19 protein-coding genes are annotated in these 23,414 nt (G+C 44.3%); 6 read left to right on the top strand and 13 right to left on the bottom strand.

Features of this window, described 5'->3' with window-relative positions:
* Positions 1-97 precede the first annotated feature (97 nt).
* Positions 98-619, bottom strand: a complete 522-nt coding sequence (locus tag ACM0OZ_RS17340; protein ID WP_414584068.1) for an O-acetyl-ADP-ribose deacetylase — start codon at positions 617-619, stop codon at positions 98-100.
* A gap of 71 nt (positions 620-690) precedes the next feature.
* Positions 691-1,548, bottom strand: a complete 858-nt coding sequence (locus tag ACM0OZ_RS17335) for a glycosyltransferase (protein ID WP_414584067.1) — start codon at positions 1,546-1,548, stop codon at positions 691-693.
* 408 nt (positions 1,549-1,956) lie between these two features.
* Between ACM0OZ_RS17335 and cobO the strand changes: the two genes are divergently transcribed.
* The gene (gene cobO / locus ACM0OZ_RS17330) at positions 1,957-2,619 is read left to right on the top strand and encodes a cob(I)yrinic acid a,c-diamide adenosyltransferase (protein WP_414584117.1); all 663 of its coding nucleotides are present in this window, start codon (positions 1,957-1,959) and stop codon (positions 2,617-2,619) included.
* Between the two features lie 85 nt (positions 2,620-2,704).
* On the opposite strand, the gene ACM0OZ_RS17325 is transcribed toward cobO, so the two are convergent.
* The 6 genes from ACM0OZ_RS17325 to ACM0OZ_RS17300 form a co-directional block, all read right to left on the bottom strand.
* Entirely contained in the window at positions 2,705-3,472 is a 768-nt protein-coding gene (locus tag ACM0OZ_RS17325; RefSeq protein ID WP_414584066.1) for a hypothetical protein, read from the bottom strand.
* Positions 3,473-4,387: 915 nt separating this feature from the next.
* Positions 4,388-5,371 (bottom strand): RNA polymerase sigma factor, RpoD/SigA family, encoded by a 984-nt coding sequence (locus ACM0OZ_RS17320; RefSeq protein WP_332996957.1) that lies wholly within the window; start codon positions 5,369-5,371, stop codon positions 4,388-4,390.
* 541 nt (positions 5,372-5,912) lie between these two features.
* Positions 5,913-6,566 carry a nucleotidyltransferase domain-containing protein gene (locus ACM0OZ_RS17315; RefSeq protein WP_414584065.1) on the bottom strand — a complete coding sequence of 218 codons (654 nt, stop codon included), beginning with the start codon at positions 6,564-6,566 and terminating at the stop codon, positions 5,913-5,915.
* A 275-nt stretch (positions 6,567-6,841) separates the two neighbouring features.
* Positions 6,842-8,809: a hypothetical protein gene (locus tag ACM0OZ_RS17310; protein ID WP_414584064.1), complete on the bottom strand. Its 1,968-nt coding sequence runs from the start codon at positions 8,807-8,809 to the stop codon at positions 6,842-6,844.
* Between the two features lie 564 nt (positions 8,810-9,373).
* On the bottom strand, positions 9,374-11,104 hold the full coding sequence (locus ACM0OZ_RS17305; protein ID WP_414584063.1) for a helicase HerA domain-containing protein: 1,731 nt from the start codon (positions 11,102-11,104) through the stop codon (positions 9,374-9,376).
* Positions 11,105-11,236: 132 nt separating this feature from the next.
* Positions 11,237-12,034, bottom strand: coding sequence for a glutathione S-transferase family protein (locus tag ACM0OZ_RS17300; RefSeq protein ID WP_414584062.1), 798 nt, complete (start codon positions 12,032-12,034; stop codon positions 11,237-11,239).
* A gap of 630 nt (positions 12,035-12,664) precedes the next feature.
* Here ACM0OZ_RS17300 and ACM0OZ_RS17295 point away from each other — a divergent pair.
* Complete coding sequence (locus ACM0OZ_RS17295) at positions 12,665-13,549, top strand: fasciclin domain-containing protein (RefSeq protein ID WP_414584061.1); 885 nt, start codon at positions 12,665-12,667, stop codon at positions 13,547-13,549.
* A 119-nt stretch (positions 13,550-13,668) separates the two neighbouring features.
* Here ACM0OZ_RS17295 and ACM0OZ_RS17290 read toward each other — a convergent pair whose 3' ends face one another.
* The 4 genes from ACM0OZ_RS17290 to ACM0OZ_RS17275 all read right to left on the bottom strand — a co-directional run bounded on the left by ACM0OZ_RS17290 (position 13,669) and on the right by ACM0OZ_RS17275 (position 17,844).
* Positions 13,669-14,670 (bottom strand): hypothetical protein, encoded by a 1,002-nt coding sequence (locus tag ACM0OZ_RS17290; RefSeq protein ID WP_414584060.1) that lies wholly within the window; start codon positions 14,668-14,670, stop codon positions 13,669-13,671.
* A 59-nt stretch (positions 14,671-14,729) separates the two neighbouring features.
* Positions 14,730-15,659 (bottom strand): NADP-dependent oxidoreductase, encoded by a 930-nt coding sequence (locus ACM0OZ_RS17285; protein ID WP_414584058.1) that lies wholly within the window; start codon positions 15,657-15,659, stop codon positions 14,730-14,732.
* Between the two features lie 41 nt (positions 15,660-15,700).
* On the bottom strand, positions 15,701-16,963 hold the full coding sequence (locus tag ACM0OZ_RS17280) for an NAD(P)/FAD-dependent oxidoreductase (RefSeq protein WP_414584057.1): 1,263 nt from the start codon (positions 16,961-16,963) through the stop codon (positions 15,701-15,703).
* A 230-nt stretch (positions 16,964-17,193) separates the two neighbouring features.
* Positions 17,194-17,844 carry an antibiotic biosynthesis monooxygenase family protein gene (locus ACM0OZ_RS17275; protein ID WP_414584056.1) on the bottom strand — a complete coding sequence of 217 codons (651 nt, stop codon included), beginning with the start codon at positions 17,842-17,844 and terminating at the stop codon, positions 17,194-17,196.
* Between the two features lie 364 nt (positions 17,845-18,208).
* Between ACM0OZ_RS17275 and ACM0OZ_RS17270 the strand changes: the two genes are divergently transcribed.
* From ACM0OZ_RS17270 to ACM0OZ_RS17255, 4 genes are read left to right on the top strand one after another with little or no spacing between them, the layout of a single operon-like run.
* A complete protein-coding gene (locus ACM0OZ_RS17270) occupies positions 18,209-19,105 on the top strand; it encodes a helix-turn-helix domain-containing protein (protein WP_414584055.1) in 897 nt (298 codons plus the stop codon).
* 5 nt (positions 19,106-19,110) lie between these two features.
* On the top strand, positions 19,111-20,010 hold the full coding sequence (locus ACM0OZ_RS17265; protein WP_414584054.1) for a helix-turn-helix domain-containing protein: 900 nt from the start codon (positions 19,111-19,113) through the stop codon (positions 20,008-20,010).
* Positions 20,010-20,915, top strand: coding sequence for a helix-turn-helix domain-containing protein (locus ACM0OZ_RS17260; protein ID WP_414584053.1), 906 nt, complete (start codon positions 20,010-20,012; stop codon positions 20,913-20,915). The genes ACM0OZ_RS17265 and ACM0OZ_RS17260 overlap by 1 nt, the downstream gene beginning before the upstream one ends.
* 5 nt (positions 20,916-20,920) lie before the next feature.
* Positions 20,921-21,829 (top strand): helix-turn-helix domain-containing protein, encoded by a 909-nt coding sequence (locus tag ACM0OZ_RS17255; RefSeq protein ID WP_414584052.1) that lies wholly within the window; start codon positions 20,921-20,923, stop codon positions 21,827-21,829.
* A 121-nt stretch (positions 21,830-21,950) separates the two neighbouring features.
* Here the strand turns inward: ACM0OZ_RS17255 and ACM0OZ_RS17250 are convergent, their stop codons facing one another.
* Positions 21,951-23,126, bottom strand: coding sequence for an MFS transporter (locus ACM0OZ_RS17250; RefSeq protein ID WP_414584051.1), 1,176 nt, complete (start codon positions 23,124-23,126; stop codon positions 21,951-21,953).
* Between the last annotated feature and the right edge of the window lie 288 nt (positions 23,127-23,414).

Genomic DNA, 23,414 nt, shown 5'->3' with positions numbered 1-23,414 from the left:
TCTTCCTCCCCTTGTCCATTTTCTAGTTAGCCCCAGACTTGTACTCTATAGACGACTAGATGTCAAATCTGAATAAACAGACAGGATACAATCGTATCTACCTTTGAGTGATTTCTTGCATCACCTGCAAGTAACAATTGTAAGCGTTTTGCCCAAAACAAACGAAAATGGCTTGTTCTAGGGAATCATTGCTCTGTAAAAACTTATTAACTTCACTAACAGCAATTTTAGTAGCCCGGTGGAGCGGAAAACCATAAGCGCCTGTGCTAATGGCTGGAAAAGCAATGGTTTTTATGCCATTTTGCACTGCTAAGGCTAAACTGTTGCGATAACACTGTGCCAAGAGCTCATCTTCACCAGAATTCCCACCTTCCCACACAGGACCAACAGTGTGAATGACCCACTTTGCCGTCAGGTGATAACCTCTGGTGATCTTTGCTTGACCAGTATCGCAACCGTGTAACTTGCGACACTCTTCCAAAAGTTCTGGTCCGGCGGCACGATGTATCGCGCCATCTACACCGCCTCCTCCCAACAGGGTGTTGTTGGCAGCATTCACAATAGCATCTACCTGTAGCTGAGTAATATCGTCTTGGATCACGGAAGCTCTATTTTCCATAAATCAGCCCAATCGTTGCATTCTTAAGTTTTGGTTGATCATATCCTCCTACACCAGATATGGTAGCTTCATCACGGAAGATACTTATACTTTATGCAACCGTGCAAATGTCCTGCAAACCAGGCAAAATTTAATAACCACCTCACGAAACTTTCTCTATCACGAACTCTCAGCATAAATTTCAAAGCAAGAATGACTGCGTCTTTGACAAACCCCTGCCATTTGATTAACTTAGGCATACCCAGTTGTTGATGCTTTTTATGTAGCAAAACGTCGTAACAAGCTAATTTCCAAGATCGACGGTACAGACCTTCAATGGTGTTGCGAAACCGAAAATGAACGAGTGCATCTTTTGCAGAGTCAAGTGTTTTGCCTGCCTCTTGAATCCTCCAGCAGTAGTCAACGTCTTGGAGTGAGAGCATTGTTTCATCGAAACCACCGACCATTTCATGGACTGAACGCTTGACACCAAGATTACTGGCACCTGCATATGGAAAATATGGATGTTTGTTAACTCCATTGCCCTCTGCGTATGCACAGCACTCAATGACCCACGGTTGATTCAGTTTCGAGTACTCGTTGCAACCTGCAACTAAGTCGTGTTTGGAGAGCGCTTCAATCATAGCTGCTACCCATCCTGGGGCAACTTCGTCGTCAGCATCGCAGAATGCAAAGGCAACACCCTTGGCAACACTTGCACCAACGTTGCGGGCGTGGGCAGAACCTCTGCGAGCAGATGCTTCGACAAAACGAAGATGAGGTATGCGCTGCTGATATTGTTTGATGATCGCCACGGTGTCATCAGTTGAGCCGTTGTCGGCAACAACAATCTCCCACGGTTCGGAGCATTGCTGCTTAGCCAACGCCTCCAATTGAAAAGCGATGGTATCCGCAGCATTGAAACAGGGTACGATCACACTTAATTTCATCAAAATTTGATATTCCCTTCAATTCGTGCTTTTTCAGCACCTGACATTGTTTATCAAAATTTTTTATATATTTTTTTTCTCATACTACTGAGGTTCCTGTGTGACAAATTTTTCACTGGTCATCGTACCAAATTTTGAGATTCTTTTGTTATAGAATTAACATTTATATCAGTAAATTTAAGGCAATGCCTTGAGTAGTGTAACGGAAGCTGCAATCAAATGCCAACTAAACTAAACGGTATAGTTTAGTTTTTCCTGTAGCGATTGTTCACAATAGTATCTACCTGTAGCTAAGTCATATCGCCTTGAATAACAGAAATTCTGTTTCCCGCAATTGAGTTCGCTTGCTTCAGATTGACTGTTTTGGTTCATGCTAGTAGTAATGACACTGAACTCAATGCCAGCGCCATGCAAACCGATGAAACTTGGGCAACCACTAGTGATGTAGCCGTTGGGGAGAATTCCTCCCTGACGTCAGAACAGTACCGCAAAAAGATGGAACGACGCAAACAAGTGCAGGAGGTGCGAGTTACTAATGCCTCTACTGAAAAAGGGTTAATTATCGTAAATACTGGTAATGGCAAGGGAAAAACCACGGCGGCGCTAGGAATGGTGTTGCGTGCGCTTGGTCATGGTTATAAAGTCGCGATTATTCAATTTATCAAAGGAGCTTGGGAACCTGCGGAAAAAAGAGTTTTCAGTATTTGGCAAGATGATTTATTAGAATTTCATGCTATGGGCGAAGGCTTCACTTGGGAAACCCAAGACCGCGATCGCGATATTGAAAAAGCTGTCGAAGCTTGGCAAAAAGGATTAGAATATATCCACAACCCAGACTTCAAGCTGGTGCTGTTGGATGAAATTAATATAGCTCTTAAACTTGGTTACTTACCAGTTGAAGAAGTTTTAGCCGGGTTGGCTCAAAAGCCGCCTGACAATCATGTTATTCTCACGGGCAGAGGTGCTCCCACGGCATTGATTGAACGAGCTGACTTGGTGACAGAAATGTCCCTAATTAAACATCCCTTCCGCGATCAAGGCATTAAGGCGCAACCAGGAATTGAGTATTGACAAGGGTGTCAATTTGTGTCTTGCAAATTGTCTGCATGGTTATTTTTGATTTCCTACTCCCTTACGGGCGCAAGGCATTACACCCCTACTGACTGATACCGCTTTGACACATTTGTAAAACCTGGCGATCGCTGCTAGCGATTCCATTGACCGGATAATAATCTTGCAGCGTGACAGAGTGGGCATAATTGCTGGACTCATCATCCATAACCCGAGGCAATGTATTGTTTGTTGCTACCTGAGTTGGGCTTTGATCACCAGGGTAACCTGTTACCGTCATTGCCAACTGTCCTGAGGACTGGAGTGTGCCATTAAAACAACTAAACTCAGAGCTTGGCATATAGAGCGCACCAATCACTTTGCTCTGCCGTTTCTCAAATATGATATAGCCTTGCCCGAGTTCACCTGATTTTGGCGATTGACCATAAAGGTAAACACCATCTTGTTGGGGAAATTTAGCTCCTGTAGCCGCAGCTGTGGCTTTTTTGGCAGATGTTTGGGGTTCTACAACCTTTGCTGTGGTTGTTGTAGACACCATTTCTAAATTATTTGGTTGAGTGATATTTGGTTGAGTGACATGACCTAGAACACTCACTGATTTTGTCAGTGCTTTGCGCAAACGGGCTTGCTTGTCCCCACTGAATTCTGAAGCAGGCGAAGGATGACTTTGCAACCAAGTGTAAGTTGGTAACTGAGAATCTGTAGAGGACACCGTGGATGGATCAACGTATGCAGTTTGGTTACTGAGTACTGGTTTCGGAAAATTAGCAACAAAACCAAGGATGAGAAGTCCGCCTACAAAGGGGATTCCTAATAAACTTGAGGAAACAAACTTTTTGATGTTGTTAGCCACCCTACTACTCCTGTAAAAAAATTATCTGGGTTTTCTACAACTTACTTACAACTTACCGAAGTATTGATATATAAAGGCTCCGTCAATGGTTTGATTTATATTGTCTGGAGAAATCTTTGCCAACAAATAAATTCTTCATTGAATTTTGGGCGATGATCTTAACCTACCATTATTCGGTCTATTCGCGCTTCACCCCTTAGGTTCACCCGATAGGATGATTGTTTTGAAAAATGAAAAATGAAAAAGAAAACCTAATTTTTAGCATTTTTCTTGTTGATTATTTAATTTCAAAAACAATTAACACCTTTTTGCTAGAGTCATCTCTCTAATGTATGAACAAGCTAAACTACACAAGCAATTCTCTGGATTCCGGATTTCGTGGAGAAATTTTGGCAAAAATAACTGAATATAGGGAAGTACGGTTGGTGATAAGACTTGATCCTCCCTAGCCCTCCTTAAAAAGGAGGGAATTAAGCCCTCTTTTGTAACCAACTGTATTGGAATATAGGGAAATCGGGGGAAATGGTAACCCATGACCAAAAAAGCACTTCAATACTCAGCACTTCAATACTCAATAGAACTTACACACTATACGAATGTACCCATATAGATATTGACAATAGGTTGTTTTTGCCAGCAGCTTATAGGAAGCTGTTGGTTTAACTTTAAGCTGCAATTGTGAAGAACTTGGGAATTTTTAAAGACAACCCTCAAAAATTCTCTTGTCTTAAGTTCAGACTTAACGAGCGTCCCACTGTACCAGGCTTGATATAAGCTCACACAGCAAGTGGATTCATCTGTGGAGGTCATTGTAAGTTCTGTGTTCTATGTTCTCCTCATAAAAAAATCGCCCCCTGAATTCAGGAGGCGCGTCGCCATGATTCATTCAAAACCTAGCAATGCTACGTCCGTAGATTAGCTAGCAACGTATTCTTTAACATTGGCACGACGACGACGCAGATGAGCAAGGGCTTGATGCTCTAACTGACGGACGCGTTCGCGGCTGAGGTTCAACCGTTCGCCAACTTTCGCCAAAGACATTTCGTTTCCATCCAGTAAACCAAAGCGCAGGGCTAAAACTTCTCGCTGTTGCGGGGTGAGTTCTGCCAGCATATTGTTTAAGTCTTGGCGCAAGAATTCCTGGGTGGTGTAATACTCTGGTGATGGTCCTTCATCTTCGAGCATTTCTTGCAGTTCGGTATCTTGGTTATCGCCAACTTTTACATCCAAAGATACTGGCTGACGCGCCATGTTCAGGTACTCGCGGATTTGCGCTGGTTCTAACTCAAGTTCTTTGCCAATTTCTGCGGGAGTTGGCGATCGCCCCAACTTCTGAGCCAGTTCACGCTGCACTTTTTTGATTTTGTTCAGCTTCTCGGTAATATGGATCGGTAAACGAATGGTACGACCTTGCTGAGCGATCGCCCGCGTAATCGCTTGACGAATCCACCAGTAAGCGTAGGTCGAGAACTTATAACCACGCGTTGGGTCAAATTTCTCCACACCCCGCTCTAATCCTAGTGTTCCTTCCTGGATGAGATCCAGAAACTCCATGTTCCGCTTCTGGTACTTCTTAGCAATGGCAACAACTAAGCGCAAATTCGCTTCAATCATCTTCTGCTTTGCCCGCTTGCCTTGATGTACTATCTGTTTGACCTCAGTCTCAGATTTGCGAACATGAGCAGCCCATTCTTCTAAGCTCGGTTCCTGGCGCAATTTCTTCGCCAAAGCCTCCTTAGCATCCAGGAGCGTCATCATTTGTTGTACCTGCTTCCCAAAGACAATCTCTTGCTCACGGGTTAGCAGCGGTACACGACCAATCTCGCGCAGATAGGTTCGCACCATATCAGCCGTGAATTTGGCGTTAAGGTTTTCGGTTTGGGTATCAACAGTAGGCATTGGTGCGTTTTCCTCTACTCCGTAAACAAAAATTAATACTCAATAACTAGGGCGGATTGGGAAAGTTAGTACACGTAATACGCATCCAGGGGAACTATCAGGAGAAAATTGATTTCTACAGAATTTGTCAAGACGGTCACTCTTTTCGATAGGTTCCCCTAGCTTCCCTAAATTTTGAAATCGTTTATAACCATACTGGTTTGTCTTCAATAATTCTTTTAATCCTTAAATCCCTGATGCCGAGAATCATAATACGAAGTCAGTATGACTTCTAGATCTTCTATAGTACGATATATCATGTTAATCGTAAAGTACTTTAGTTAAATCTTTCTATTATAATGCAAATCAATGTTATTGTACGAAGAGTCTAATACTCATTTTGAAAAGTTACACTATCTATAGTGACTCTAAAATCCCGTAATCATTCCTCCATCTATAGCCGGATAACCGAACTGAAATGGTTCTCATCATGGAGGGATGTCACGAAATCTAGAAATCGGGAATTGGAAATTGAGAATTGGTAGTTGATATCTTTTCTTTGTTAACCTGGGTTGACAGCTATCACTTTTTCCACCAAGGACTCAATAGCCGAAAAGGGCGCTCCAGGCTTGAGAGCTTGTTCAAAAGCCATATAAGTATCTGGGTCGTAAGTTTTGAGCCAGTTCCAACTCTCCTTTGAACCGAAATACCACTTCTGGCGTAGGGCAAAATAGTCTTCAAGCAGCGTATATAGCAGCCACACGCGACGATAATCAGCCTCAATGTCTCCTTGGGAGATGCGCTTTAACATCTTGTAGGACCAAGTGCGCCGCAGTTGAATTTCGTTTGCTGATAGCGCCGCAGGACCAATGGCAAACAAGTCGTCTACTTGCTTGAGCAACTTTTGCCCAAAACCTTCCCGCTCTCGCAATACTATGCCCCCTCGAACCCGCAGGAAGGATTCTTCTATAATCATAACATCTTTCTCGTTATAGATGAAAATATCTAAGTAGCTATCATTCCAGAGACGGGCATCGTGTAGACTCTCGCCAGTTTGTCTAACAGCAATGAGGTCATAGTCACTTTCACGAGTTTGTGTGCCTTTGGCTCTGGAACCGTACAAAATTACAGTATGGCATCCGTGAACGTTGCAAAGTTCATCAACCACTGCTGCAAGAATCTTGTCATCCTTGAGTTGATTTAGGTAGCTGGACATAATTACAGAGTTTGTTCAAGAAGTGGTCATGGGTACGTAATTGCGCCCAAGCGCGACTACAAGCCTAAATATCAACTACGAATTACCCGCCACCCATTACCAATGTTAGAGGATGTTTAAGAAGTATCAAATATTTTGTTTGATCCCCCCTGCCCCCTTAAAAAGGGGGGTAAAAGTCCCCCTTTTTAAGGGGATTTAGGGGGATCATTGATAAATTTTGGTACAAAACTACACTTTCCAAACATTCTCTTAGACCGTTTGTTACTTTGATCGCCCTAAAAACTACCAGGATTGTCGTCTAGGGCAAGCAAGAAGTTAATTAGGTCATTCTGCTGTTTTGGGCTAAAGCCAGTGGTCTTGTCCACATAATAGTCATGACCGGTACCATCAAGATTATTGCGCTCTAGGGCTGGATTTGCCTGATTCGTTGCAACAACTTGTTGACGAAGTTCACTATCGACTAAGGCACGCAAACTGCTAGCGCTGTCAGCAGGTATGCCTTGGCTAAGGGTTCCAGTCAAACCTAAGCCGCTAGAGTCAACTACACTAAAACTACCATCAGGCGCAACTTGAAGTGATTCTGCTCGCACCGCTACCCCACCATCGTGCAAGTAAGAGGCACTGAGATAAAGCCCTCGTAGAGAAGGGGTTTTGTAGCCACCATCAGGCAATATGCCTGTCGGTAGGGTAGTTGGGGTGTCACTAATGCCTTGTGTTGGCACGTCCAAAGTCTCGGAGTTAGGAGGAACGGGAACAGGAGTGTTGAAGGTATAAATCTTAGGTGGTACCAGCAACTTGTTCAGGGCGAGGCGGGACTGGGCGCGAGCTGCGTTGCCTTTGATTTGCGCGATAGGGTGAATCTTGTTATCGGTGAAGAAAGGTGGAATGTGGCAAGTGGTGCAGTTGGCTTGCTCAAACACTTTAGCGCCACGCTTAACAGAACCGCTTAAGAGCGCCTGCTGATTCTCAGGGCTTTGATTTGCAGGTGGGACTAAGCTATTTTGAAAAACAGCCAAAGCATTCTCTGGAAATAAGAAAGGCTGATGGGGAGAGGCATTGGGATTTTTTAGGATATTAGGACCAAAGACTAGACCGTTGTAGGTGAATAAGGTTGGTTTGAGATTCGGATAAGAACCCGTTCTAGGGGCTGGGTTTTGGTCTTCCAGTTCAGCTTGGATAGGGTCTGGGGCAATTTGGCGCAGCCACTCTGAAGGTTTGACTGGTTGCCCTTCTGGTAAGCGAAGAGCGGGATCAGCAGCATTTTGTAGGACAGTACCCAAATAAACTTCTGGATCTATGTTGAGAGTTTCGCTACTCAATTGAGCAGCCGCAAGCAAGTTGACTTCGGAAGAGAAGACGGAAGCAGCTTGAGCACTTAGTCCAGCAAAAGGACCTACTGCAAATTCACCACTGGATGTGTAAGGTCCACTGTTAAAAGTGAAGAGGTTTGAGATTTTAGTCGTATTGTTGATGCCATCAGGTGTGCTCTCGAAGTGACCGAAAGGCACATCAAGCACAGCATCGTCGAAAGCTTCTTCAAATTTTTGAGGATCGGGCAGAGTCACTAATTGACCAGTACTATCTATGATTTGCTTGCCATTGCCTTGGTATTTGGGATCAAGGGGGTTGAAGTTCAAGCGAGCAAAGCCTGCTGCTGAATTAGGTGCTAGAGCAATCAAAAAGGGAATTGCTAAATCGGTATTTGGTACTCCCTTTAGCAATTCGCCAGTTTTTGTCACCGTGACATGACATAAGGCACAAGTGATCTCGCCATTGGCGTTTGAGCCATTGGCATTGGCGTTCAATCCTAGTGGAAAAGTTCCGCCCTTTTGTACATCCAAACCAGTATTAAAGACAAGTCCTTTTGGAAAAGTTCGACTGCCTATCTTTATATCTTTTTGAAGAGTGATGGATAAGTTACTGGTTGGTTGTCCACCTAAGGTAGCGATCGCACTTTGAAGTTCCTCTTGCAGGTTCGCAAGACCTGCGCGAAAACCAAACACGCCTTGCAAGCCAAATGTGTCTCCTATTTTGCGTTTAAAAAATATATTTTCACCTTTTTCAAGCAAATCCTGACTTATCTCTACAGCGCCAACACGCTGATAAGAAACGGGATCGCTGTCGTCAAGTCCTTGTGTACGTACTAGTTGAGCTGCTTGTTCGGGGGTGAGCAATTTGCCAAAGTAGTCGTAGTAGCCTACAAGCTGGGTTGGCGCGGGCTGGAGAAGCGCAACAGATGCCATTGTCCTCGCCTGTATTAAGATGTTTGATAATACCGTAGCAAGCAAACTAGATATTAAAATCAGTGCGAACACAAATAATCTGTGACGCCAACGCATATGTGCTCCCTAAAGACTAATTTAAATTGTTTGTTACAGCACTGATTCTATGATTCGACCACGAATCGTAAGGTGGGCATTGCCCATAAAAGCTTATCTAATAAACATTTGAGATATCACTGAGCAATGCCCACCCTACAGAGTAAATTTGAATCAGTCTGGGGCAGACTAGCATAATGCGCTGAATTGATATAAATTACGGATACAATTCTTTAAATCTTCTTTTCTTTCACTCTTTTAGAAGACCAATTCAGCTATCAAATTTAAGTTGAAAGTCATTAGACAAGATTGCGGAATCTGAGTTCCATCTGTGTCCATCTGTGTCCATCTGTGGTTAATTATTCTTTTTTTTGACTTTTGCAAGAAATCTATTGCTGTATCAAATTTTCAATCTCCTCAACTTTCAGGTACTTTAAACCAAAATGTTCCGTAGTAACTACCAATTGCCAAATTTCAAGTCGAAAATTCCTAAAAGCCAAGATCCGCTTTGGCTAGTTCAGCAGCGGCGAAGACTTCTTCATCTGGTTTTTCTTCCCAAGCAGTTTCGCCAATTTCTTCATAGAATTTGGCATCGTAGGGACGGGTACGCACGACTACCGGCATGGGGACGGCGTGACCTAAAATTAAGGCTTGTTGCTTAGAGTCCAATTTTGCCAACACAGACCGCAAAGCACCTCCACCAGACACCCCTGTAAAAATCGCTTCAATGTCTTTTTCATCGTTGAGTAGGGCGGTGATGCGAGTGCCAATCTGGGACATCACTTCATTATCTATGCCCGATGGACGTTGATCAACTACCAACAGTGTTACAAAATATTTCCGCATCTCACGGGCGATCGTCCCGAAAATAGTACTTTGTACTGTTGCTGGGTCGAGGAAACGGTGCGCCTCCTCAATAGTAATCATCAGTTGTGTTGGTTTATCGTTCGGATTTTTTGTTTGTAAAAACTTCTCCGCCTTGCTGACATAGTGTTGGTGAATCCGCCGGGTAATCATGTTGGTCACCAACATATAAGAAAGCATATTTGATTGAGAGCCAAACTCTACAACAATATTCTTCCCAGCTTCTAGGGAACGCAACATTTGATTGACGTAATTTTGGGGACAAGCCGCACGCATATACTTTAAATTCTCCAATCGCAGGAGTTTGCGCTGCAGTGCTGTAATCGAACCTTGGTGTCCTCGCTTCTCCTCACAAAAGAGCTTGATTTCCTCATTAGTCATATTTATGAGTTGGAGAATCCAAGACTTGCCAAACTCAGCGAACAAAATATTGGCGTTATCCAAACTCGCTTCCGAAAGTCCTAAATCACGACTGCATAATTTAATATCTTCTACTTCAATTTGGTCGTAACTTAAGTAGAGTTCTTGAGCGTGAGGAACACCTCGACGTTTCGTGGATTCTGGGTCAAGAGTGTATACTTCAACTAAACTGGGAAAGAGCTGCTTTAAACCTTTAACAGTGCTAAATTGTTTGCCTTCTGAGACGGCTTCCCAGCCATATTCTGAGTGCATATCAAAAATCAAATTCACCGCGGCATTTTTGCGGATTGTCCCAGCTAAAAGTAACCTTGTTAAAAACGATTTGCCAGTTCCTGATTTCCCAAAAACGCCGTTGCTTCTTTCTACAAAGCGGTTTAAATCGAGGCAAACTGGTACCTGCATATCCAGTGGTTGACCAATGGAAAAATTTTTCCTTTGAGGATCGTCTTCCCAACCAAAAACTCTACGAAAATCTTCTTCGGAAGCTTCATAAACTTGGCTAAAGTGGCTGGGAATCGTTTTCACTGGGAGCAGTTCCATTGTCGTGCTGGTTTGCGGCTGAAATGATGCCAAACCTGTCGCCGATGGAACAAAGGGATTTGCAGATTTGCCGTTTGTTGGAGAAAAAGATTCTTGAGATTCCGGGGTAAACATCAACATAGGCGCGAGGTTGATGGTACCGTATGTGCCGCCTCCTGCTAAAATCTCTCGCAAAAAAGTGTCTTCCCAATTAGGAGGATTAGCAATAATTCTTTGGTTGGCTATTCCTAACGCTACGTCTGTGAGCATGCAGAAAAAACGCGATCGCACCCCTTGGACAACTAAAAATTTACCCACCCGCATATCTTCTACCGAAACATCGGGGTGCAATCTAACTTCTAATCCCCCTGTGAGAGAGCCTTGTATAACCGAACCTAATGGAGCGTCCAAATTCATTTCATTAATCACATAGTGATGAGCTTTCTCATATGTTGCATTCTAATTGTACAAGACAAAATTGGCGACAAAAGTTTTGTCATTTGTCATTTGTTAAGAACCAACAACTAATGACTAATCACTATTGACTCATTACTCAATTTGAATTGAAGTAGGTGCATTTGGACTTGCTGTGGTGGTACCACCTATGAGTGGTCTGCGATATTGGGCGTAGAGGCGATCGCGCCAAGCAAAGAACGGTTCGTAAGCTGGATTTTCAGCCAATATCGGGACTCCTTTGCCTCTGATGGTTTCTGGTAAATTTAGATACGGACCATCCGGGAACTTCAACAATATCGACATACCCGCCACGGCAAAGTCAGCTAAGGTCGGTTCATCTCCTACTAAATAAGCAGTATCCGCCAACAATAACACGAGCGCTTCCAAGTCTTGCTTCAAGTCGGCGATCGCACTACGTATTGCATCTGGGCTATAACCCACCCCTAAACCCAAAACTGTCAGTACGTCGCTGGGTACTCCTTCTACCAGATTTTTGAGCACATCTGGTGTGTTGGTTGGGAGTAAGGACTTGCGAAAATTCTGGTTTTGACTAATGGCAGAAAACAGTGCTTTGCGACCTTTGATGCCAATTGATTCATCTGCCCATTCTTCTATTAATAAACATACACCCCGCTTTTTTGGATCGGTTGGTATCAAAGGGCGTTCTGGATACTGTGAGTCTAAATACTTGGCTATCTCCGTTGAATCCGCTATATATCTACTACCGTCCTTCAAAACCGGTACTTGACGCTGACCAGTCAACCGGAATAGTTCTACCTGTCCAATCCCTGGCGTCACCTCGATTTTGCGGTACTCCAGCCCTTTATAATCAAGAATCAGACGTACTTTTTCTGAGTATTGAGATAATTCAAACTGGTATAATTCCAGCATTCTTCAGTTCCTGTAGGTGGTTCCCTTATAAATTTTACAATGATGAAAGCAGAAAGCCCACTCCAACGAGCGTGTGGGACGCTACTCGCCTGCACTGGCTTCTCCGTCGGAGAGCGCACCGCGAGTGAATGCGTAGCACATACGCGGTGCTGCTCATATGTTTTCTAATCAATTGCTCAATATATTCACTTGCGCTTATTCCTTTTTCTTTTGGCTGGAATTATGCAATTCTGCCGGAATTTTCATTTTCCGGGAACAGAATAACTAATTCAATGGTCTATAAATGTTTTTTTAATTCAACTATATTTGATATAGACTTTTCTGTGGGTGGGAAATTATAGCGAGTTTCAATTTCATGGAATACGTTTTGAAAGAACAAGAGAACAAAACAACACAGAATTCATTCTCATTCCCTAGCTCATGAGTTGAGGAACTTTATTTGCCCTAGCTGCACTTCATTCATGCCTTGAACGGCTATAAACTCATCAATAGGAAAATGTTCAAATTTTTCCATATTAATGTATTGCTTATTTGTGACAAAAAATCTTACTTCTTTAGTTAGATTTTATGTCTACCAAGATGATATAAATCATTATGGTAATGTGTGGAAATTAAAGCCAAACAAAGTTTATGAAGGTTGAATACAGCAATTTGCTGACCAAGTTGGCTGGCATAGTAGGAGTAACGGGCATTAGTCTCCTTATGGGTCTACCTACTGGAGCAAGCGAGATATTAAATTCTAATCCTGGTATTTTCAAGGAAGCAGCGTATAGTGATGCTCAACGCCTATTAGTAAATGCAGGTTATTCTACACCTAGTGAACCTGTACTACAAGCTACATCCAAAAAAAACCCAGCTAAAAACACAACAGTGGCACAAGGACGACGAGGAGTAAACCCCAGTCCTAGCATTTTACAGGAGTGCCCTTATAACCGTGCTGCTTGTCCTGGTGGAGCTGGGACAAGTCCTTCTACAGCTCCCACCTCTCCCCCTGGAAGCACACCCACCCCGCCTGGAACAGAAGTACCCACAACACCAACTACACCCACAACACCAACTACACCCACCACCCCTGGTGCACCTGGAGCGGGTACAAGTAGCCAAAACTTGGTAGCGCTTGCAGAGTCCAACGGCTCCTTTACGTTTCTAACCAAGGCTTTAAGGGCGGCTGGACTAGCAGAAACCTTGCAAGGCAAAGGTCCTTTCACAGTCTTCGCACCTAGTGATGCAGCATTTGCCAAACTGCCACAAGATGCGGTACAAGATTTGTTAAAGCCGGAAAATAAAGAAGTCCTGGTGAAGATTTTGCAATATCATGTGGTCTCAGGTTCAGTATCGTCCGGTGATTTGAAATCTGGAGAAGTGAAAAGCATTGAAGGCGGTCCGATCAACGTCAAGGTTGATCCGAGCGCTGGTGTAACAGTGAATGATGCTAAGGTAGTTCAGCCTGACATCAAAGCCAGCAATGGCATTATTCATGTGATTGATAACGTGATTTTGCCTCCTGATTTGTAAGTTGTTGGTAAATGTAAACTTTGTAACAAAACTAGGTTGGAATCAATTTTTGACAAAATAAACCCGTTCAAATTATGATAAGGGCGGGTTTTTTTACCTATTGGCAGTGCTTGACAGTCCTACAAAAATGCGTAACGTTGCAATGTGGTATCGACTTCAAGCTGGATCTCTTTGAAGTTGGTGTTTTTCACTGCTTTTAGAGCCTCAAGCACCGCACGCTCACGATAGATGATTTGTCCCAGTCGTTTTATAGCATATAACTGATACATATCTGAAGGTTGCTGTAACTCAGCCAACAGATACATTTTGTAGCGTTCCAAAAAGTAGTTCTCAAACGCCAGAGTGCGATCGCATATCGCACGTAGCTGTTGCCGCTGTGCTGAAGATTGCGGTATCAAATATTTCCATTGATTACGGCATATTTCGTAGACTGCTTCGACCAGATCCGTCCACTCATCATTGATCCAGCGACGGTACTGTGTCACACACTCGCGCTTTGTGACAACATACTGACCTGCCGTAAGCGCGATAAGTGCTGTTGCAGGACATAGGACATTCAACACCAAATCTTTGGTTCCACAATAGATTGCCCCATCAAAGCCGCGTATTCGGCGGTAAGCGTAGCCGTAAAACTCGTCCGCAGGGTCAGGATATTCTAGTGGAAACGTCAACACTTCCCGGTTACCACGTACTCGAGCAAACAACCTATATGGAAAATGCATATTGTCCCGGATATAGTCCTCAATTGGCTTGAGCGGAACCACAGAGCGAATATCTTCCCCATACATTAGCACAGTGGCTTTCTGGAATCTGATTGCACCAATACGAAACAGCGCTTCTTCACTATCGGGTGTTATACCGAGTTCTATAGGACATATCTGCTGGTACGAGTCGAGGAGTTGTGCAAACTGTTGTCGTTCTTCCGCATCAAGACTGCTTTTGAACACAACCCGCATATCAATATCACTAGTGGCTACCGCACTGTTGTCAGCATAACTGCCTTCTAGATAGTAGCCGCGAATTCGGTCTGGAAAACTTTGCTCTAGCAGGTTGATAATGTCACACACCAAAGAGTCAACTTTCTTAACTCCACTTGAGTTAAGCAGAGTAATATCAGTCATAGGCGTTCAAAGTCCTCCAGGTGGTGGCTAGGGCTCTCATTTTAGCAAACCGCGCGAGACTACTCGTCCAGTTGCAACACGATTTTGCCGTGGATGCCGGCTTGACTCAGTTCGTGTGCTCTGCGGGCTTCCGTAAGCGGTAGAACAGTTCCAACACGTAGTTTGACTCGTCCAGAATCAATCAGACTGCCAATTTCACTGAGGTGAGTACTACTGGGGTGAACCATTACCATTTTGCCCTGAACCCCGTAGAATGCTGCGGCATCTGGTGATGGAGGGCTAATTGTTGATACTAGAGTAGCTTTCTCCTTCATCACTTCCAAAGAGCGTTCCTGTACATCGTTACCTACAGTGTCTAGAACAAAGTCAATCTCCTCAATCAGATCCTCAAACCGACTAGCTTTGTAGTCAATGACTTGATCAACCCCTAGCTTAAGTAGGTAATCTCTATCTTTAGCTGAGGCGGTTCCAATCACCTGCGCCCCTTGCAATTTGGCAAACTGTACCGCAAAAGAACCAACACCGCCTGCTGCACCGTGAATCAGTGCAGTCTGCCCAGGAGACAGTTTACCCGTTTGAAACAGCGCTTGCCACGCAGTCAGTCCGGTCATGGGAACGCATGCTGCTTGCACCGGATCGAGGGAAGTTGGTTTGGGGGCAACATCTGCTGCACGAACAGCGATAAATTCAGCGTAGGCACCATCTCGCATCATGTCTGCCAAACCGTAGACTGCATCGGCAATGTGGAAATCAGAGACTTGTGAGCCAACCTCAACAATCTCACCCGCCACATCCCAGCCTAAGATGAGAGGCAGTTTGTGAGGCATGGCTCCTTTAAAATAACCTGCTCGAATTTTGCAATCGAGTGGGTTGACAGCAGCAGCCTGAACGCGGATGAGAACTTCATCTGCTGCAATCTTGGGTCGTGGTGCATCTTCGTCTAGGAGAACGTCTGGTTCACCGTAAGAGTGAATACGAACTGCTTTCATTGTTTCTGTTAGTATTCTGGTCAACATAAATGCTTAAAGCATTACCCCGCAATCCGTCGAAACATCTCTTCTGTCAGCCATTCTGTTCCGGCGACAAAATTACGTCCTGGCGTAGGGAGTAACTCTAAATAAGCGCCTTCACGAATCAGATGACCGAGTTTGCCTTTCACCTCAAAGCGATCAAAGATTTCAGCCGCACTCTCCTGCAAACCCAACTTGAGCAGTGTTCCACGTAGATGCACCTGAGCGGGAAGAGGTTGTTTACCTTCAAGCAAGGCTTTGATGTTGTGGGCGATCGCTCTTCCCTGCTGATAAGCAACTTGAGCCGTAGCAGGCTGAGGGTTTTGGGGATCTATAGAACAATCTCCCCCAGCAAAGACTTCTGGAAACTCTGGTAGTTGCAGAGTTGAGTTCACTATGAGGCGACCTCGCTTGTCTCGATGCTCAGCTGCAATGGGTAATGCTTCAATTAAAGGATGAGTTGCTGTGCCAGCTGTCCAAACAATTGTGGCAGTTTCCAGTACATGAGTTTGTCCATTTTGCTCAAATTCCACTGCATGGGGCTGAACTCCACCGACTCCAGCGCCCAATAATAACTCAACATGCGCAGTCCGCCGACTTAGTGCTGACTGTGCCGTTTTGCGCAGACGTTCGTTGGCAGCGTCTTTAAGAATCTCAGTCCCGCGTTGTAGAATAACGATGCGAATATCCTGAGCATTACCGCCGAAAGGCGTGTACCAAGTAGGCAACAAATCTGCCAAAGTTGCAGCAAGCTCAACACCTGCAGGACCTGCACCAATGATGGCGATAGTAAGTAGCTTGCGGCGCTGTTCTGGGTCTTCGGTTTGGCTTGCCCGTTGAAGACCGCTTCGTAAATGTTTACCTAAGGCAAAGACATCTTGATCAGTACGAAACGGTAAGGAATATTCTTTTGCGCCTGGAGTCCCAAAGTAGCCTGTAGTACTGCCCAACGCCAGAACAAGATAGCCGTAATTATAGCTCAAACCAGAGTTGAACCTGACCTGTCGCTGTTGTAAGTCAATTGCTTGAACGGTATCTAGAAGGAACGTGATACCGGTTTTGTGGAGTAACTCATCGTAGCGGGGCAAAACCAACTCAAGATTGATTTCGCTGCTGAGAAGTTCATAAAGCAGGGGTTTGAAAACGAAGCGCCATGATTGGTCTACCAAGATGACAGGACAAGAGCATTGTAAATGCCTCAAGTAGAGTGCTGTGAACAATCCAGTAAAGCCGCCACCCAAAATCAAAATGGGGAGGTTAGTGTTGCTAGTTTGGACCTGCATCAGTTGCTTAACTCCTCTGCTCAAAGGTTTTGCTGAAGGTTGTGAGGTAATCGGGAGAGCATCGATTGAGTAATCTTGGAAGAACCTCTCCCCTAGCCCCTCCCCCTGTAGGGGAGGGGAATTTGGCTCCCCCTTCCCTTATAGGGAAGGGGGCTGGGGGGTTAGGTTTGTGATTAGTGAATCGATGTTCTAGTTGTCTGCTCGTTTGGGGATGATAAACTTTTTATTAACTATGCAGGTTCCGTAAACACAACCTCGTGAAGCGACATTTGAAACTCGTTGTCAGCTAGTCTTCTCATTTCAGCCAATGGTTCAGCCATAGGTGGGTTGTCGTTCATTGCCACATAATCAGCGTGACTACTCCATAGCCCATAATTCACCGCCATTGCACCATCAAGGCTGTGATGAAAATGAGTGGTGACAAGTCCTGGTTGTCCAGAGATCAACTCCACGGATTTTTTAGTCGCTTCTAGAAACCGTGGCTGATCGTGTGGATTTCTAAGTTTAAAGATGCCAAAATTGATTAACCCTTCTATGTTTGTTGAAATATTCATCTCGCTATCTGCTGGTTCACTGATGAAAATTTCATAGAGGTGAGAGTTTGGCGCAGGAAATGTAGAAAGCTGAGTTGAAATTGATGGTACCTGAGAATTGTTGACGTAAGCTTCGTAGTCTTCTTGGCTTTTCCACTGCACATAGTTTATAACCCGCAGTCCATGACGACTTTTATGAATTGCATCAGCAATGAACCCTGGTTGTTGCTTGAGAATCGTCTTGACATAATCAATCAGGCTGTCTACCAGTGGCTGCTCTTGTTCAGGTTGGATGGGGAAGATATCAAGTTGTGCGAAGACAGGTTTGTTTTTGGTAACTGTGAGCATTTTGATACCTCCTTATTCGTCAAAAGTGCATGAACAAAGTTGAGATAGGGCGGATAGCGGCGTAAACTCGCTAATCTCATCGCTACTCCTCCAGAGGGTGCATGAGAGTGAGTTGAGATTGAGTTTAGAGGCTACTCCTCACCTGTGTCTTATCTTTTCTTGCCAAAAATATCCTGATATTGCAAAGTTCTGCAAAAGGTTCTGATTTTTGTATGACTTTCTATACTTGATTTCAATCAAGGACTTTTTAGGGGTTTTCATTTTAAGATACCTAAAGATTCGGATAAAATTTTCAACCAAATTAAATTCTCTTATAAAAATTTGACATAACTACACTTAAAGCTTAGGCACAGAGGCAAGAACCATGCCAAATGAGCAGGTCAAACTGATTGATTTCCAGCAGGAAGGAGCATCCAATCTGCTGTTTCCTAAGCCAGCGATACTGTCGAGTGACAATGCGAAATGGATGGACATCCATTTTGAGCTTCACCAGCAGCCTGAACATGATACAACTGCTGCTTCACACACAATGCATACAATCGCTACTGCACTTTCTTCTACTAGTACAGCAGAGCGATGGATGGATGGATGCTTTCAAAGGGAACTCCTGAATCAAGGAGATACTGCTATCATCCCTGCTGGCACTCTGCACAGAAGCACATGGCGGCAACAGGTTCAGTTCATGTTTGTGGCGTTTGAACCAGCTCTGTTGAAACAAGCAGGACAGGAGATAGTCAATCCTGATTGCATAGAATTGATTCCCCATTTTGCTACGGTGCAAGACCCACTGATTCAAGGCATACTGTTGAATCTCAAAGAGGAACTGGAATCGGGAGGCATTGGTGGTAGCTTGTATGTGGATCAGCTCAAAACTACGCTAGCGCTTCATCTGCTGCGAAAGTACTGCACCTGTACGCCTCGGATTGCAACTTACTCGGATGGGCTGCCAAAGTATAAGTTACAACAAGCACTTGGGTATATCAACGCTCATCTAGAACAGGACATTCAACTAGCTGACCTTGCCGAATTACTGGGTATGAGTCGGTATTACTTTGTGCGTTTGTTCAAACACTCAATGGGGATAACGCCATACCAGTATGTACTTCAGCAACGGATAGAACGGGCAAAGATGTTGTTGAAGCATCGGGAGAGGGCGATTTCCGATATTGCGCTTGAATGCGGTTTTGCAAATCAAAGTCACTTTACCAAGCACTTTCGACAATTCACGGGAAGGACTCCAAAAGCTTATCAAAAAAGGTAAAAGCCATGCCTGAAGAGAAATACTTGAAAATTGACGCAACCACAGATGAGTTATTGAAAGTTCTTGATCAAAAATCTCTTCTCTCAAGTGACGATGCTGATTGGAACAGTATTCACTTCCAATATGTCCACAGTTGTGCTGGAGAGACACCAGAGTTTTCTATGCAGCAGCCCACCATTCACATCTTTACAGATGTTTCACCTGGATTTGTCTCAGAACATCGTATAGATGGACGCTTTCAGCAGGACGTTGTTGAAGCGGGTCATATTATAGTTGTTCCACCTGCTATCTCTTACTGGTGTTATGAGGACAAAGCACACGATGGTATTAATCTGATTTTTAATCCTGCGTTTTTCGCTCGTATCGCTTTTGAGTCCGTTGATCCAGATAGAGTTGAACTCGTCCCTCATTTTCCCAATAAATGCGATAAGTTAATATACCAAATTGGATTAGCACTCAAAACAGAACTTCAATCAGATAGATTGGGTAGTCGCCTTTACGCTGAGACAGCCGCCACGTTTTTGGCGGCTCATTTATTGCGGCATTATTCAGATCGAAAACACACTCTGCAAGAGTATTCAGATGGTTTACCTAAGCACAAACTGAAACGGGCGATCGCCTACATCCAAGAATATTTAGCAGAAAATGTTTCATTGGAAGCGATCGCCAACGAATTAGGCATGAGTCGATATTACTTTGTACGTTTGTTCAAACAATCAATGGGTGTAACGCCATATCAGTATGTACTTCAGCAACGGATAGAACGGGCAAAGATGTTGTTGAAACAACGAGAGAGGGCGATTTCCGATATTGCGCTTGAATGCGGTTTTGCAAATCAAAGTCACTTTACCAAACACTTTCGACAATTCACGGGAATGACTCCAAAAGCTTATCAAAATAGATAATGATGTTTGATAAAAAAACTTTTACAGAAAACTTATCTACACCAGTCAACGTTGAAGATGTCATTCCTGGTGGACACATTGTTCTAAGTAGTGGTCAACGATGGCAAGGATTCCAATGTAATCTTCACCATCATCAACCATATGGATTTGATGAAACAAGCTTTGAGATAGACATTCTTACGCTCAGCCTAGGGAACACAATTCATACCCTAAAGCAAATTAAGGATGGGAAGAGGCATGAGGATGTACACGAAAAAAACGATATTACGCTAAATCCTGCCTATGTTCCACAGTCTCAATACTGGGACAGTGAATGTCATATCTTCAATGTTTTTTTTGAGCCGTGGTTTATCAAACGAGTCATTGCTGATTCAGCAAGTCATAATCCAGAGCGAATAGAACTCCTACCCATCTTCAAAGCCCGTGACCCTTTTATCGAACATATTGGACAAGCACTGCTGTGTGAGCTTCAAACTGAAGGTTTGTGTGGTCGTCTTTACGCGGAGTCGTTGGCAACTGCTCTAGCAGTACACTTGCTCAGACAATACTCGACCTCCAAGCGTAACATTCGGCAATATGAAGACGGTCTACCCAGGTACAAATTACAACAAGCACTTGAGTATATCAACGCTCATATCGAACAGGATATCCAACTTGCTGACCTTGCCGAATTACTGGACATGAGTCGGTATTACTTTGTGCGTTTGTTCAAACAATCAATGGGTGTAACGCCATATCAGTATGTACTTCAGCAACGGGTAGAACGAGCAAAGGTGTTGTTGAAGCAATGGGAAAGGGCGATTTCTGATATTGCGCTTGAATGCGGTTTTGCTAACCAAAGCCATTTTACCAAGCACTTTCGACAATTCACAGGAGTGACAGCTAAAGCTTATCGCCAGAGGTAAACGCAATGCTACAAGAAAAACCGTTAACAGTTGACTTTACCAAGGAAGGTGCGGCTTTACAGGTTTTCCCTCGTCCACCTGTGCTTACAAGTTACCAATCAAAGTGGAATGGGATTTACGTTGAATATCATCAACAGCCTGCTTGGGAGAACCGTGAGTTTTGCACTACTCAGCACGTTATCGCTATTCATCAATTTGCAAATTCGCTCAGGCATCGAATTAAAATGGAGCGAGTGCTGGACGGACGTAAGCAAAATGAGCAGCTTGGTTATGGAGAAATTGTGATCACTCCAGCACATGTGGCAACTAGGGGAAGGTGGGATCGGGAAATTGATTGCATCGCACTGATGCTTGAGCCTACCCACATCGCTCGTATCGCCCATGAGTCTGTGGATGGCGATCGCGTCGAACTCATTCCTCACTTTGCCAAACCCGATCCAGTGATTCACCAAATCTCACTATTGTTAAAGTCAGAATTGGAATCCAATGGCTTGGGTAGTCGGCTTTATGTTGATGGGCTGACGACTACGCTATCTGTTCATCTGTTACGAAACTACTGCACATTGACGCAAACTATTCAAGAGTACAGAGACGGTTTACCAAAGTATAAGCTAAAACTAGCCATTGAGTATATCAACGCTCATCTAGAACAGGACATTCAACTGGCTGACCTTGCCGAATTACTGGGCATGAGTCGGTATTACTTTGTGCGTTTGTTCAAACAGTCAATGGGTGTAACGCCATATCAGTATGTACTTCAGCAACGGATAGAACGGGCAAAGATGTTGTTAAAGCATCGGGAGACGGCGATTTCTGATATTTCCCTTGAATGTGGTTTTGCGAACCAAAGCCACTTTACCAAGCACTTTCGCCAATTCACGGGAATGACTCCAAAAGCTTATCAAAACAGGTAATGATGATGTCCGGCAAATTATCGACTCATAAAACCCACCCCTAACCCCTCCCCGCTTGCGGGGAGGGGAACTTTAGCGTAGCTAAAAGTGGGGTGGGGTTTTCTAGATGTGGGGAAGTGTGTCACTTCCACCGCGTCATCACGCCAAAGGTAATGACAGCCAAAACCAGCATTAATCCCCCAGCTAACCCATAAGCTGCACCCAAACCAACCGATTGACTTAAGGGTTGACTGATGATTGGTGAAGCGAACTGACCGAGGAAAAAACAGGTTGTCAATCCTCCCAACACTCGACCCCGCGAGACAGCAGGAATCACGGAGGTTAAACAAACATTCAAGTTTGGCAGCAGCAGTCCTAGTCCAAAACCACCAACTGCTAACCCAACAAGAACGATTGCATATGCCGGAGCAAAGCCTATTATCATATAGCCAATGCCCATGAACAAAAAGGCGATCGCGTAAATATTAATGAACGACAGACGTGCTTTGATGCCCTGATATCCAAAAGCAGTCGCAGAATTGAAGAGCGTGCATAAGGCGATCGCTAATCCACTCTGAGATGCATTAGCATTGCCCAACTGTTGCAGATAGAAAGGTAATTGTACTGGTATCATGTAGAACACCACCTGTGTCACAAAAGCAATTCCGTAGGTGAGCACTAGCAACACCCACGGAAAATTACTTGGTTCTGGTGGTGTATCTTTGAGTTGAGTAGAGGAATTACCTGTGCGGCTAGGTTCTGGCAAAAGCAGGATAAAGGGCAAAAGCACTAGAGCAACCAGGTAAATTAAAAACGGCATCCGCCAAGATATATCTGCCACAAAACCGCCGACAGTGAGGAAAATCACGCCCCCCAAACCCATAAATGCTGCCTGGAATCCCAGAAACTGGGCACGGGTTGCACCAATGTAATAGTCAGCAATCAGAGTTGTGGCTGTGGTCATAATCCCCGCTACACTCAAGCCCAGCAACGCCCGTCCTAGTAGAAGAATTCCTATGGAGTTCAATACAAAGCCTGAGCTACCAGCCAAACCATACACAACCACAGCTATGCTCAGCAATGGTTTTCGTCCAAAGCGGTCAATGATTACGCCTGCAAAAGGAGCGCCTATTGCAATGCAAAGCGCTGGAAACGTCAAGACCAACCTCACCCAGTAGTCCACATTTGCGACACTGGCAAAATGCTCGCGCATTGCAGGTAGTGAAGGTGCGATCGTTGCCCCTGCCATAATAGTCAGGGTGCTTGTCACGAGCAGAGTTGCTTTGACCAAGAAGGAATCAGTTTTTGCCTGCCGCATAATGTAATGACATAATGGTGAGGTTTTTCTGTTATGGCAAGCCTAGTTTTCTTCAGCGCTTATGGTGAAGATGCCATAATCTGGGTGATAATTTTTGTATCTACCTCAAGGCTGACTTTTCACGCCATGTGGAAAAATCCACGAAAAACCTAACCCCCTAGCCTCCTTCCCTAGTAGGGAAGGGGCTAAGGTAAGAGCCTCTCTCCTCGTAGGAGAGAGGAATGGAAGCGAGGTTTTCCACATCCGATGAAAAGTAAGACCTGAAGGTTGGAATTGATTTTAAGGCTT

The sequence above is a fragment of the Scytonema sp. PCC 10023 genome, assembly GCF_963920835.1.
Lineage (GTDB): Bacteria > Cyanobacteriota > Cyanobacteriia > Cyanobacteriales > Nostocaceae > Kalymmatonema.
This window is presented reverse-complemented; position numbering and strand designations above follow the sequence as displayed.

Coding starts and splice junctions, on each gene's coding strand:
- ACM0OZ_RS17265 (WP_414584054.1), top strand. CDS start 19,111: ATGCCTGAAGAGAAATACTTGAAAATTGACGCAACCACAGATGAGTTA.
- ACM0OZ_RS17310 (WP_414584064.1), bottom strand. CDS start 8,809: ATGGCATCTGTTGCGCTTCTCCAGCCCGCGCCAACCCAGCTTGTAGGC.
- ACM0OZ_RS17340 (WP_414584068.1), bottom strand. CDS start 619: ATGGAAAATAGAGCTTCCGTGATCCAAGACGATATTACTCAGCTACAG.
- ACM0OZ_RS17255 (WP_414584052.1), top strand. CDS start 20,921: ATGCTACAAGAAAAACCGTTAACAGTTGACTTTACCAAGGAAGGTGCG.
- cobO (WP_414584117.1), top strand. CDS start 1,957: ATGCAAACCGATGAAACTTGGGCAACCACTAGTGATGTAGCCGTTGGG.
- ACM0OZ_RS17290 (WP_414584060.1), bottom strand. CDS start 14,670: ATGACTGATATTACTCTGCTTAACTCAAGTGGAGTTAAGAAAGTTGAC.
- ACM0OZ_RS17275 (WP_414584056.1), bottom strand. CDS start 17,844: ATGCTCACAGTTACCAAAAACAAACCTGTCTTCGCACAACTTGATATC.
- ACM0OZ_RS17295 (WP_414584061.1), top strand. CDS start 12,665: ATGAAGGTTGAATACAGCAATTTGCTGACCAAGTTGGCTGGCATAGTA.
- ACM0OZ_RS17250 (WP_414584051.1), bottom strand. CDS start 23,126: ATGCGGCAGGCAAAAACTGATTCCTTCTTGGTCAAAGCAACTCTGCTC.
- ACM0OZ_RS17285 (WP_414584058.1), bottom strand. CDS start 15,659: ATGAAAGCAGTTCGTATTCACTCTTACGGTGAACCAGACGTTCTCCTA.
- ACM0OZ_RS17270 (WP_414584055.1), top strand. CDS start 18,209: ATGCCAAATGAGCAGGTCAAACTGATTGATTTCCAGCAGGAAGGAGCA.
- ACM0OZ_RS17305 (WP_414584063.1), bottom strand. CDS start 11,104: ATGAATTTGGACGCTCCATTAGGTTCGGTTATACAAGGCTCTCTCACA.
- ACM0OZ_RS17315 (WP_414584065.1), bottom strand. CDS start 6,566: ATGTCCAGCTACCTAAATCAACTCAAGGATGACAAGATTCTTGCAGCA.
- ACM0OZ_RS17300 (WP_414584062.1), bottom strand. CDS start 12,034: ATGCTGGAATTATACCAGTTTGAATTATCTCAATACTCAGAAAAAGTA.
- ACM0OZ_RS17320 (WP_332996957.1), bottom strand. CDS start 5,371: ATGCCTACTGTTGATACCCAAACCGAAAACCTTAACGCCAAATTCACG.
- ACM0OZ_RS17335 (WP_414584067.1), bottom strand. CDS start 1,548: ATGAAATTAAGTGTGATCGTACCCTGTTTCAATGCTGCGGATACCATC.
- ACM0OZ_RS17260 (WP_414584053.1), top strand. CDS start 20,010: ATGATGTTTGATAAAAAAACTTTTACAGAAAACTTATCTACACCAGTC.
- ACM0OZ_RS17280 (WP_414584057.1), bottom strand. CDS start 16,963: ATGCAGGTCCAAACTAGCAACACTAACCTCCCCATTTTGATTTTGGGT.